Origin of the sequence: Flavobacterium sp. HJJ, from assembly GCF_015351475.1 — a bacterium.
GTDB lineage: Bacteria > Bacteroidota > Bacteroidia > Flavobacteriales > Flavobacteriaceae > Flavobacterium > Flavobacterium marginilacus.
The window spans coordinates 52775-65447 of sequence record NZ_JADKPR010000027.1 but is presented as its reverse complement, the minus strand read 5'-3'; the positions used below and the strand labels follow the sequence as shown (position 1 = coordinate 65447).

Here is a 12673-nt window from a genome sequence, read left to right as displayed (position 1 = left end):
TGCTAAATTAGTTGGAGCTTCATTCACATCACTGATGGTAACAGTAAAAACTTTATCAAAAAACAAACCTCCTTGATCTGTAGTTCTTAAGCGAACAGAATAGGATGATTTGGTTTCAAAATCAGGGCTGGCCGTTATTCTTAAATTTGAACCGCTGATATTGAAAGTAGCATTATCTGTACTTCCTGCTCCTGCTTCTAAAGTATAAGTAAAAGTATCCCCTGAATCAATATCTGTAGTGGAGAGTGTGCCTACGGTTGAATTAGCCGTCACATTTTCGTTAATAGTATTAGGCGAAAGAGCAATGTCAGTAGGCGCAGTGTTAGTTGTGACTACAGGTGTTGAAACTGAAATAGAATTTATACTATGATTGGTAGCAGATTGGTTACCTACATATCCGCCAGCACTGATATAAAATCGTACCTCGTCTACATTTTGAAAGGCCGATGTTAAAGTTATTGTTTTTGGAGTATAACCTGAATCAAAACCATCAAAAGTGGTAGAAGCTACTTCATTACCATCTCTATAACCCTTTACCGTATTAGTAAAGGATGAGGTTTCTCCCCAGTTGTAATAGACAAATTGATTGAGACGAAACTCATTGCCATTGGCTGATTTTATTGCCATTCCTTTTGAACCTGCATTGTTTTCATTGGTTAGGCCTGAATAGGATGCGTTGGAACTTCCTATATAAGAATTGTTTTGCCAAGATAATGCGGGGAGTAAAGTACCGTTTGTATTGGAAATATTATATACCTGAATATCAATATCGGATATATCTTGCGAACCACCATCTCCATCAGAAGCAACGTCATCACTAGTAATTGCTGCTGGATTGCTTGAAAATGTTAACGTAGGAGAAGTGTTAAGCAGTACACCTATTTTGAAAATAGGATTTGTTCCAGTAAATTGTGTTCCTCCTGGACTGATGTCGTAAGTTGTTGATTCGCTAGTATTCCAATTTGCAATACTACAAATAGCTGTTAAAAGATTACTTTTTGAAGCCGCTGTTAAAGTGCCTTTATAGGTATTATTGTCACCATGATATCCTCCGTTATTAGGATCTCTATTAAGTGCAATAGCAGTTGATCCAAGAGTAAGAGATGGAGGTAAATACGAATTACCATTGTTGGGCTGAAGTCCAGTTCCAGGTACAAGAAATTGCCCTGCTGGTTGATTTATACCATTAAAAGTGGTACCAAATGTGTTTACCCAGCCAAATACAAATTGACTTACAGATGTAGCGGAACTTCCTTGAAAAATAAACCAGTTATCACCTCCAGCAGGAACTGGACAGCTACCCGGAGCTAGATTATATGTCCAGCCTGTAAAGCTAACAGTGCCTGGTAATCCAGAAACGCTAGGAGTTGTTCCTCCTGTAATTGAAAATTTAGTAACTGTTCCAGCTGGCATAGCAGAAGTTAACGTCCAAGTAATCGAGCCTTCTGCTAAATTAGCTACAGAAGTGGTTCCGAAAGTACCAGTAGCTTCATCATATCCATAATCAGTTATTCTAATAACAGTACCTGCTGAGATAGGAACAAGATTTACGATAGTCATTTCATAAGGGACAACATCGTAATTGGTACCAATAATAGCAATGTCACCCGCCGATAAATTGGTTTGAGCCAATGAGGATGAAAACAAACTTAGAAAACATCCAATGAAAAGTAGTTTTTTTATCATAATTTGTTAATGTATTTATTATCAAATATATTAAAAAAATGGACTATTATTCAATAGTCCATTTTTTTAATTATTTATTATGGTCTAGAAGGATAGATTCCTTGGTAACATATAATATATTGCATAGCTACAAAAGGCGGTACTGTGGGTACTGGTGATGGACCAGACCCCCAAGGAGTGAGTTGTAAACCAGTGGGGTCAAAATTCAAATTATTGTTCACTGTTGAACTAATTCCTGCTAAATTTTGATTTGGTGTGGCATTAGTATACAAATTAGGGTCACTATTACCATTGGTATCAACTGTTTTTCCTAATGCATTATTGGTTGCAGAAGGTGTAGAATCAGCTCCTGGACTTGTACTAGCTTGTAGTACTGTATTTACCGAAATAGTACCAGTCAAATTGGATCCTTGACCTTTTACTATAGTGTGGGTATGAGGAGGCATATTTACTGATGTTATAGTAAATGATTGAGTACCGCCAACTTCACCTAATGTGTATGTTCCTCCAGGATGAACTCCTCCAATATTTGAACATTGTGTTGGAAATGCTCCACGCAAATCAGGTAATTTAAAAGTACTTATCCCATCACCCCCATAGGTAGTTCCTAAGATACTAAATAATGCTGTATTTTGACTAATTGACAATAATTGTCCCTCACAAGTATAGTAGCCCCTAGGAGCAAAATTACCTGCAAAAAGTTTGATGGTTCCCATTAATTCGTCGTCCATGATCTTTTTTTTTATTAGTTAATAGATTGTTTTTAAGTTATTCAAAAATAATTTAAGGAATGAATAACAGATGAGAAAATGACATAGAAAGGAAAATACGTGTCATGAAATATAAATATAGAAGCAAATAAATGTTTTGAAAAAACTTTAAAAACAACGTTATCTTTGCAAAAAAAATAAAGTCAGCATGTCTCACCATCACTTTCTTCTTCACAAACCTTATGGTTATTTAAGTCAGTTTATTTATGAATTAAAGAGAAAGAAAAAACTCTTGGGCGAATTATACAATTTCCCAGCTGGAACTATGGCAATCGGAAGATTGGACGAAGATTCGGAAGGTTTACTTCTATTGACGACTGATGGGAAAATGAGTGAAATCATCCGAAGTAAAAGAGTTGATAAAGAATATTATGTTCAAGTTGATGGAATAATTACTCAGCAAGCTATTGATGAATTAAAAGAAGGTGTCGAAATTGGCTTTAATGGAGGAAAATACAAAACCAAAAAATGTGAAGCGAGGCTCATTACTGAAATTCCAGATTTTGGTCCTCGGGGTAAAAAAATTCGGGACGAGCGTCATGGACCAACTTCCTGGGCTTCCATCACTATAAACGAAGGCAAGTTTCGGCAAGTACGTAAAATGACTTCAGCAGTCGGTTTTCCTACTTTACGTCTGGTACGTGTCCGCATTGGAAACATACATTTAAACAATTTAAAAGCCGGAGAAGCAGTTGAGGTTGACGATTTTAATTTAAATGACAATTTCAGTAACAATGAAAAAAATCAAAAAATCTAATCGTAGCTAACCTCTGCAATTATAAATCGTTAATCAAAAATATTAAATCATAATGCTAAACATCGTTCTAGTAGAACCCGAAATACCTAATAATACCGGAAATATTGGCCGTTTATGCGTAGGCACCGAAAGCCGGCTCCATTTGATCCATCCTTTTGGATTTGTTATCAATGATAAAAACCTCAAGCGCTCCGGACTCGACTATTGGGTGCATTTGGATGTCACCGAATATCAAAATGTAGAAGAATGGATGCAGCAAATACCGGAAAAATCAAGGGTTTTCCTGATGAGTTCCCATGCTACAAAATCCATTTATGACGCAAAATTTCAAGATGGGGATTGGCTGGTTTTTGGAAAGGAAAGTGTTGGTTTAAGTCCTGAATTTATGGTATTGTTCGAAAATCATTTGACGATTCCAATGTCAAATTTGATCAGAAGTTTTAATATCGCCAATTCGGTTGCTTTTGTGGTTGGAGAAGCAAAAAGGCAGATTTCAGTTATCAGATAACACTTGATAAAAGCATAGTTTTTCAGAACAATTCATTGTTGAATATTAGACAATTATGTCTTATTTTTCTTTGCGCCTCTGCGTCTTTGCGAGATTAATTTCACGCAAAGGCGCAGAGGCGCAAAGTTTTTTGTATTTGTAATCCTTTGTAATAGTGAGTAATAGTGTTTTTAAAAGAGAAATTTCATATATTTGAGATAGGCATTTTTCTGTTTTAAATCTTTTTTATGATAGATAACGTTACCCTTCGAAGTACTATTTTTAGACATCTGGACGGTTTGGTGACTGCTCCTGTGGCGTTTTCTTTGCATAAAAAAGGAGTCTTGGCCTATATCTTGGAAAGAAAAGAAATATGCCTCTCCGAACTTTCTTCCAAGTTTAAAACCAACGAAGGTTATCTCAATGTGGCACTGCGAACATTGGCTTCGCAAGGTTTTCTCGATTATTATGTTAATACAAAGACTGATTTGATCGCTTTTCGCATTAATGAAAAAAGTGAAACTGCTTTTTCGCAGTTTCCATTATATAAGGATGTGGCCGATTTGTTGCAGTGTTCAGATGATCTGCGTCCTAAATTATTTGAAGGAGAAATTTTCAGCCGAATGAAATTGATATTTGAAAAATGTCAAAATAATTACGGAATTTCATTTTCCGAAGATGATTTGACCAACGAAATACAACATCAGATTCTCACTCATATTGAAGGTTTTCTTGTCGGGCAAATAACGGTTCATTTGGGAATGAGCGGAATGTTTCATAAATATTTTATGGAAATATCCTTTAGCCCGGAAGAGTTTCATAAATCTCCCGAAAACTTCAAAATTGTACTTAATTTTTTGGCACATTTGGGATGGTTTTCCCGAAAAAACGGAAATTATCAGTTTACCGAAACTGGATTGTTTTTTGCCAAAAGAGCCTCTGCTTATGGTGTTACTGTTTCTTATTTACCTACTTTTCGGAAAATGGACGAATTGATTTTTGGTAATCCCGCTTTCTTAAGAAACGTAGGGGAAGGCGAATATGAGATTCACGTTGACCGCGAAATGAACGTATGGGGGAGCGGTGGTGCGCACGATACTTATTTTAAAGTTGTTGATGAAATTCTTATCAAATTATTCAATTTACCAATTGAGCAACAACCCAAAGGAATTTTGGATATGGGCTGTGGCAACGGTGCTTTTTTGGAGCATGTTTTTGATGTGATTGACCGTCAGACTTTGAGAGGAAAAATGCTTGATAAATACCCTCTGTTTCTAGTCGGAGCCGATTATAATCAGACGGCACTCAAAGTAACACGAGCCAATTTAATCAAAGCCGATATTTGGGCCAAAGTGATTTGGGGAGATATAGGCCGTCCGGATTTACTAGCTGGCGATTTAAAGGAAAATTACAATATCGATCTGAATGATTTGTTGAATGTGAGGACTTTTCTCGACCACAACCGGATTTGGCAAATGCCGAAACAAATTTCGGAGGGAAGAATTAGCAGTTCGACAGGTGCATTTGCAGATAGAGGCGTTCGGATAAGTAATAATTTGGTGGAAGATAATTTATTGGAACACTTCCAAAAATGGTCGCCTTATGTCCATAAATTTGGACTGCTGATGATTGAACTGCATACGACAGCGCCCCATTTAACAGCTTCGAATTTAGGTAAAACTGCAGGAACCGCTTACGATGCCACACACGGTTTTTCGGATCAATATATAGTCGAAATTGATGTACTGCACAAAATTGCGGGCGAAGCAGGATTATTTCCGGATCTCAATTATTTTAAAAAATTCCCCGATTCGGAAATTGCAACGGTGAGCATTAATTTGCTGAAAGGAGTTTAGTTTATGTTTTTAGTTTTTATCAACTATAAACCAAAAACCGATTAAGTGATAACAAATTTACCCTTTTCGTTGTCAAAAATGATATGTTCATCTTTGAATAAAGTATTAAAACTTCCTTTACTGATTAAATTGCAGGGTTCGTCCTGAACAACAGTTTCTGGCGTCATGATAATCATCTCATCACTCAATTGTATAGCCATATCAATGTCGTGCGTCGAAAACAAAATGCATTTCCCTGTTTCGTGGGTTAGTTTTTTTAGGAGTTTGAGCAATGAAACTTTGTGGAGTAAATCTAAGTGAGTAGTGGGTTCGTCTAGAATAATTAAAGGGGTGTCTTGTGCCAATGCTCTTGCTATCAAAACCTTCTGCAATTGCCCATCACTTATTTCAAAATGTCTTTTTTGTGACAAATGTTCGATTTGCGTCAGTTCAATAGATTTTTGAACAATTTGAATATCCGCATCTGATAAAGTGCCAATCCAATTAGTATAAGGCTGTCGTCCCAATGCCACCAATTCAAAAACGGTTAAATTACTTGGAGGCAATTTTTCGGTTAAAACAACGCTTAAATTTTGGGCTAATGCCAAAGTTTCGTAACTGCTTATTTTTTTGTCATTTAATAAAACAGTCCCTTGCAAAGGTTTTTGGATCCCTGTTATAGTGCGCAACAATGTCGATTTTCCAATACCGTTTGCACCAATCAAAGCAATCAGTTTCCCTGCCTGTAAGTTCAGGTTGAGGTTTTTGGCTATGGTTGTAGTTTCCTTCTTGGAGGAATAACCAATGCTTAGGTTTTGAGTGGTGAGGATATTGGTTAGCATAGTTTTAGTTATAGACTTTTTAAAATGGTTTTAAACACATAGGAGACACATAGAATTAATTTAAAATTGAGGATTTTTTAGAAAATCATAATTTTTTCACATAGAAGGTTTCATTAAAATTTCTGTAGCCAAGGTGTTTTAATAGATTGTTAGTGTTTAGGAAGAAGTTTAAAAAAATCGTTCACAAAAGTTTTTTGTCCTTCTTTGAAAATGTTATGACAATTGAAATTTATGATTATTCCTTTAGGAGCTTCTAAAAGTTGCATATAGGTTAGAATTTGAGCCTCAAATATTGAATTCATTTCCAATACAGATTTTAATTCTAAGACTATACAGTTTTCAATAAATAAATCACATCTGAAATTCGTTGTTAATTTTTTTGTTTTATAAATAATTGGAACATTCATCTCTGTGTGAAAATTTATTTTTCTTTGGGATAATTCTTCTATCATACATTGATGATATACACTTTCGAGTAATCCTTTGCCAATAGATTTATGGACTTCGATAGCTGAACCAATAATTTCGTATGTTAATTCATCTAAAAATTTTTGAGTAATCATTTACTATAGTTTATTAATGCAACTTTTTGAGAAATTATTATTAATTACATAGTTATAATTTTTTTTGATGATTTAAAAGAGTTTAAGAAATGTTTTCTTTTTTACACAATTAATCTATGTGAAAAATAATATTATTTCTATTTATTCCTTAAAGATTAACTATAAAATCTATGTGTCTATGTGTTTAAATTATCTAAAATTCCTTTTTCGAACTAACAACCAAATAACAACCGGTGCACCCAATATCGACGTAATAGCATTAATTGGTAACGTAATTTCCATTCCCGGCATTTGCGAAACCACATCGCAAATCAGCATAATTCCGGCTCCAAAAAGCAAAGTGCTCCAAAATAAAACAGTATGGTTACTAGTTTGAAAAACTAATTTGGCAATGTGAGGAACAGCCAATCCGACAAAAGCGATTGGTCCCGCATAAGCCGTTATACTTCCCGCCAAAATTCCCGTTGCAATTATGATAACAAGTCGTGCTCTGTTGAAGTTCAATCCCATACTTTTGGCGTAATTTTCACCCAATAATAATGCATTCAAAGGTTTTATACTAAGTAAACTGAGGAATAAACCAAATAACACACAAATGCTTAAAATGAGAATGGATGTCCATGATAAATTACCGAGATTTCCCAATGACCAAAAAGTAAATTTCTGCAATTGTTCAGCCGAACTAAAATAGGTAAGAACCCCAACAACCGAACTGGTAAAACTGCCAAACATCAGTCCAACAATCAATATTGCCATAGTGTCCCGCAAACGTTGCGAAACCAATAAAACCAATAATAATACAGAAGTACTTCCAAGAGTTGAAGCCAAAACGATTCCGTATGGCGATAATACAATGCCACTCAAAAAAGAAGGCAACATACCTGCGCCTAATATCACAAAAGCAACACCCAAACTAGCACCCGAACTAAGTCCCAAAACATAAGGTCCTGCAAGCGGATTTCGAAACAAAGTCTGCATTAACAATCCACTTATAGATAATCCCATTCCAACCAAAACTGCTGTAATCGCTTTGGGCAAACGATAATTGATGATGATGTATTCCCAAGTCGATTTACTCGCTTGACCGCCTGTCAAACTAGTGTAAACCTCTTTGAAAGGTATCGTAATCGATCCCAAACTGATGTTCACAAAAAACAGGACAATCAACCCTAAAAAAAGGAATGAGAATAAGATTGTATTTCGCTTTTGATTGATCAATTATAATGATTTATATTTAATAAAGAGATATTCGGTTTAGTCTCCCTCTCCTTCGGAGAGGGTTGGGGAGAGGATTAATTTAATTTTGTCGCAAAAGTAAAGACATAATCCGAAAGCAATTCAGGATGAAAAATTTTAATATAGTCTTTTAAAACCAAATCAGGTCGGGCAGGCGACAATTCGTAAAAAACCGTACCTCCGGTAGCTCCCAATTTTCCTTCAAAAGTATAAATATTTTTATTTGCGAAAGCATCAAACTGACCGTAATGCGGGTTGGCTTTTCCTAGTTCAGACAACGATTTGAACGAACCTGTAGCAATCCAAAAGTTAGCCGTTTTGGCTTTGTCCAATATGTTTTCAAACGACAATCCAAGACTTCCGGTGCCTTCGAGGTTTTTCCAAAGATAATCTGCTTTGGCATCTTTCATAAATTGGGCAACCCAACTGCTTCCTCTCGCGACAAACCATTGGTCTTGATACATCGAACCGTATAAAACAGTCGAAGTTGGCTTTTTATCGGCAACCAAAGCTAAAGCATTATTATATTCTTTTACAATGTTTTCAAATAAAGCATCCGCTTCTTTTTCTTTTCCGAATAAAGCTCCGTAAAGTTTCAGCCATTCTGCTTTTCCAAGAGGGGATTGTTCCATCCAATCAGCCTGGATGAGTACTTTTAAACCACTTTTTTGTAAATTTTCAATACTTGGATTGTTGTTGTCAATACCAAAGGTGACAATAAGTTCCGGCGACAATTCAATCAGCTGTTCGATATTGAGTTTTTCGTTTTGTCCCACATTTTTAACGGAACCGGCATCGATTAAGGCTCTTGTTTTTTCTGACGAAATATAATCGGTATGTGGGAAGCCAACCAATGATTTTTCGACACCCAACATTTCCAAAAACGGAATATTTGTGGTCGAAGTCACTACAATAGATTTCAGCGGAACGGAAATTTCAGGGTATTTTTTCAGGCTGTCAGGAACAATTCCGTCTTTTTCTTTTAGAATATAAATAAAATCTTTAACCGCATCCGGCCAAGGATTCGAGACAGTTACCACAGTATAACCGTTGTGTTTGTGAATGGCTAAACTTTTGGCGTATTGAATACTGTTTGGGGTGTTGGCATCATTTTGAACTTCACTTTTTTCATTTTTTTTGCATCCGATAAATGAAAAAAGAACACTGATTAAAAGAACTTTGTAGATTGAAAATCGCATAGACTATTTTTTTCGATGAAGGCAAAGGTATAGTAAATTATAAATTTCTTGTTCAATTTTTACACTAAAAAATTAAGACAAACGCTATCTTTACAAAATGAATGTTATAAAAGAGAAGCATTGTTCGGCCTGTCAAAAGCCCTTTAATTGTGGAGATACTCCTCAAGGTGAAACGTGTTGGTGCAATGATTTTCCGCCTATTTTCAATCCTTTTGATATCGATGATTGTCTTTGTCCGACTTGTTTCAAAAAAGCCTGTTCCGATAAAATAGACGAGTTCGTGGCAACCATAACTCCCGAAACAGCCATTGGAAACAAAGCTTCAAAATTGCCCGAAACCGTAAATATAATTGAGGGAATTGATTATTATTTTGAAGACGGAAACTATGTTTTTAAGCCTTGGTTTCATCTCAAAAGAGGATATTGCTGTAAAAGTGATTGCACGCATTGTCCTTATTAATTGTTAATTATAAATTGTTAGTTGTTAATTATGAGGGATAACATTGTTAAAGACAAAAGCTTTGATTTTGCAATTAGAATTGTCAAACTTTATCAATATTTGAATAATAATAAAAAGGAATTTGTATTATCTAAACAACTTTTGAGATCAGGAACAAGTATTGGAGCTATGATTCGAGAAGCGGAACACGCTGAAAGCAAAAATGATTTCATTCATAAATTTGCAATTGCTCAGAAAGAAGCGAACGAAGTTGTTTATTGGTTGGAGCTTTTAAAAGCAACTGATTATTTAAATGAAAAAGAATTCGAAAACATTTATGACGATGCAATTACAATTCTAAAATTAATCACAAGCATCCTTAAAACTTCCAAAAATCAATTAGTTTCAAAAGAAATTAGGTAGAGATTAGCATTTACAATTTACAATTAATAATTAACCATTCATAAATGATTTACTTAATAACAGGCGGAGAGCGTTCAGGAAAAAGCAGTTATGCCGAGAATTTAGCCAAAGGATTGTCCGAAAAACCAATGTACGTAGCAACCGCCAGAAAGTGGGACGAAGATTTCCAAAAACGTATTGACCGCCATCAAAAAGATCGCGACGGGCGTTGGGTGAATATGGAAAAGGAAAAACATTTGAGCGAAATTGATTTTTCCGGAAAAGTTGCGATTGTGGATTGCGTGACGCTTTGGCTGACCAATTTTTTTGTGGATACAAAGAATGACGTTGCTTTAAGTTTGGAACAAGCGAAAGCCGAATTGGACGCCATTGCAAAACAGGAAGGCGCAACCATCATCATAGTGACCAACGAAATAGGGATGGGAGTCCATGCCGAAACACATATTGGCAGGAAATTCACGGAACTTCAAGGTTGGATGAACCAATACATCGCCCAAAAAGCCGAAACTGTTGTGTTGATGGTTTCTGGAATTCCGGTAAAAATAAAAGGATAGATTTTATAAATTTGGGCGTTACCACAAGGGTCGGGTTGTTCGTTATATCTTTATTGCCGAACCCCAGCAATAAAGGATGTCACTACCATCCCTAACGCAAATACTGCACATAATGACATTAGATGAAATCATAAAATCCCGTAGAGACACTCGCCATTTTACACAAGATGAAGTGCCAGATGAAGTGATCCAAAGAGCATTGCAGGCAGGACATCATGCTCCATCAGTAGGTTTGACAGATGCTACAAGGTATTATCTGATAAAATCGGATGTAATTAAAAAGGAGGTGAAAAAACTGTTTTTGGACTACGATCACAAGGCTTCCAATTTAACCGATGATGAGTTGCAAAAAAAGCAATACCAAGCTTTAAAGCTCGAAGCCATTGAAGAAGCACCGATTGGATTGGTAATTTGTTACGACCGTTCGGTTTTGAATCAGTTTACCATAGGAACTGTCGGAAGCAATGAAGCGATAAAGTTTAGCGCAGTCAGTGCGTCACAAAATATTTGGCTGTCATTGACAGAGCAAGGTTATTCAATGGGTTGGGTTTCGATTTTAAATTATTATCAGTTCAAACAGCTTTTGGGATTGCCTGAACATATTGAACCATTGGGTTATTTTTGCGTAGGGAAACCGGCGACAAATTATGATAACCAACCAATGCTTCAGCAACTGAATTGGAAACAAAAAGCCGAAAAGCCAATTGTTGAGGAGATTTTAGTTTCAACGCCTGAGTCATTGCGAGGAACGAAGCAATCTCACTTCAATTTAGAGCTAATTACTCCAGAAATAAGTGAAGCACTTCAGCAAAAAATAGATAATAAAACCAAACCCACAGATTCACTCGGCGTTTTGGAAATTCTTGCAAAACAAATTGGAACTGTTTTTCAGTCATTGGAACCAAAAATAGTCAAACCTAATATTGTAGTTTTTGCCGGCGATCACGGAATTGCCAATCACGGTGTAAGCGCCTACCCGCAGGATGTTACCCGACAAATGGTGACTAATTTTTTGGAAGGCGGAGCAGGTATCAATGTTTTTTGTAAACAAAATAATATTGGCTTAACTATAGTTGATGCTGGAGTCAATTATGATTTCCCAACAAATGCTAATTTAGTTTCGGCCAAAGTTGGAAAAGGAACACAATCGTTTCTGCATGGTCCGGCAATGAGTGAAACCGAATTGAATTTGTGTTTTGCTAAAGGAAAGGAAATCGTGAATTCGGTTTTTGAAATGGGTTGTAATTGTATCGGTTTTGGCGAAATGGGAATAGGGAATACGTCCACGGCTTCCGTTTTGATGAGTATTCTTTTGGAATTACCGATAGAAGATTGTGTTGGAAAAGGAACCGGCGTTGTTGATGAAAAACTAATTCAAAAACAAGATATCCTGAAAAAAGCTATTGAAAATTATAATGGTTCAAATGATTTAGAAAGTAAATTGGCCTATTTCGGTGGGTTTGAAATTATACAAATGGCAGGAGGAATGCTTCAGGCGAAACAAAATAACATGCTCATTTTGGTGGATGGTTTTATTTGTTCAGTAGCATTTTTAATTGCATACAAAATGAACCTATCGGTGAAAGAAAACGCGATATTCTGTCATTCATCGGCAGAGAAAGGACATCAAAAAATATTGGATTATTTAGATGTTCAGCCCTTGTTGCAGTTGGACTTGCGATTGGGAGAGGGAACGGGTTGTGCCGTGGCGTTTCCGATAATACAGTCGGCTGTTTGTTTTTTGAATGAAATGGCCAGTTTTGAATCTGCCGGTGTCAGCCGTTCGTAAATTTGCGTAGAGACGTTGCAGTGCAACGTCTCCGCCAACATTTTTACACAACGTTTTGCCTAATATTATTATACCGAAATCTGATATACATTG

Annotated in this window: 12 protein-coding genes and 1 pseudogene; 7 read left to right on the top strand and 6 right to left on the bottom strand. The window is 36.1% G+C overall.

Annotated features, from left to right (window positions below; genetic code table 11):
• Together IRZ80_RS17865 and IRZ80_RS17860 are read right to left on the bottom strand one after the other, a co-directional pair.
• A pseudogene (locus IRZ80_RS17865) lies at positions 1-1686 on the bottom strand (hypothetical protein); the annotation flags it as partial.
• 77 nt (positions 1687-1763) lie between these two features.
• Positions 1764-2417, bottom strand: a complete 654-nt coding sequence (locus IRZ80_RS17860) for a phage tail protein (RefSeq protein WP_194643200.1) — start codon at positions 2415-2417, stop codon at positions 1764-1766.
• A gap of 187 nt (positions 2418-2604) precedes the next feature.
• Here IRZ80_RS17860 and IRZ80_RS17855 point away from each other — a divergent pair, with 187 nt between their 5' ends.
• From IRZ80_RS17855 to IRZ80_RS17845, 3 genes are all read left to right on the top strand, one after another.
• On the top strand, positions 2605-3213 hold the full coding sequence (locus IRZ80_RS17855; RefSeq protein ID WP_194643198.1) for a pseudouridine synthase: 609 nt from the start codon (positions 2605-2607) through the stop codon (positions 3211-3213).
• 52 nt (positions 3214-3265) lie between these two features.
• Positions 3266-3721: a tRNA (cytidine(34)-2'-O)-methyltransferase gene (locus tag IRZ80_RS17850; RefSeq protein ID WP_194643196.1), complete on the top strand. Its 456-nt coding sequence runs from the start codon at positions 3266-3268 to the stop codon at positions 3719-3721.
• Positions 3722-3948: 227 nt separating this feature from the next.
• Positions 3949-5556: a class I SAM-dependent methyltransferase gene (locus IRZ80_RS17845; protein WP_194643194.1), complete on the top strand. Its 1608-nt coding sequence runs from the start codon at positions 3949-3951 to the stop codon at positions 5554-5556.
• A gap of 41 nt (positions 5557-5597) precedes the next feature.
• On the opposite strand, the gene IRZ80_RS17840 is transcribed toward IRZ80_RS17845, so the two are convergent.
• From IRZ80_RS17840 to IRZ80_RS17825, 4 genes are all read right to left on the bottom strand, one after another.
• Positions 5598-6377 carry an ABC transporter ATP-binding protein gene (locus IRZ80_RS17840; protein ID WP_194643192.1) on the bottom strand — a complete coding sequence of 260 codons (780 nt, stop codon included), beginning with the start codon at positions 6375-6377 and terminating at the stop codon, positions 5598-5600.
• A gap of 149 nt (positions 6378-6526) precedes the next feature.
• Positions 6527-6940 (bottom strand): GxxExxY protein, encoded by a 414-nt coding sequence (locus IRZ80_RS17835; RefSeq protein WP_194643190.1) that lies wholly within the window; start codon positions 6938-6940, stop codon positions 6527-6529.
• Positions 6941-7129: 189 nt separating this feature from the next.
• Positions 7130-8158, bottom strand: coding sequence for an iron ABC transporter permease (locus IRZ80_RS17830; protein ID WP_194643188.1), 1029 nt, complete (start codon positions 8156-8158; stop codon positions 7130-7132).
• A 74-nt stretch (positions 8159-8232) separates the two neighbouring features.
• On the bottom strand, positions 8233-9375 hold the full coding sequence (locus IRZ80_RS17825; protein ID WP_194643186.1) for an ABC transporter substrate-binding protein: 1143 nt from the start codon (positions 9373-9375) through the stop codon (positions 8233-8235).
• A 97-nt stretch (positions 9376-9472) separates the two neighbouring features.
• On the opposite strand from IRZ80_RS17825, the gene IRZ80_RS17820 reads away from it, so the two are divergent.
• The 4 genes from IRZ80_RS17820 (at position 9473) to cobT (ending at position 12580) form a co-directional block, all read left to right on the top strand.
• Positions 9473-9835, top strand: a complete 363-nt coding sequence (locus IRZ80_RS17820; protein WP_194643185.1) for a DUF5522 domain-containing protein — start codon at positions 9473-9475, stop codon at positions 9833-9835.
• Between the two features lie 30 nt (positions 9836-9865).
• A complete protein-coding gene (locus IRZ80_RS17815; protein WP_194643183.1) occupies positions 9866-10237 on the top strand; it encodes a four helix bundle protein in 372 nt (123 codons plus the stop codon).
• A gap of 44 nt (positions 10238-10281) precedes the next feature.
• Positions 10282-10791, top strand: a complete 510-nt coding sequence (gene cobU, locus IRZ80_RS17810; RefSeq protein ID WP_194643181.1) for a bifunctional adenosylcobinamide kinase/adenosylcobinamide-phosphate guanylyltransferase — start codon at positions 10282-10284, stop codon at positions 10789-10791.
• A 112-nt stretch (positions 10792-10903) separates the two neighbouring features.
• Positions 10904-12580, top strand: a complete 1677-nt coding sequence (gene cobT, locus IRZ80_RS17805) for a nicotinate-nucleotide--dimethylbenzimidazole phosphoribosyltransferase (protein ID WP_194643179.1) — start codon at positions 10904-10906, stop codon at positions 12578-12580.
• The last annotated feature ends 93 nt before the right edge of the window (positions 12581-12673 follow it).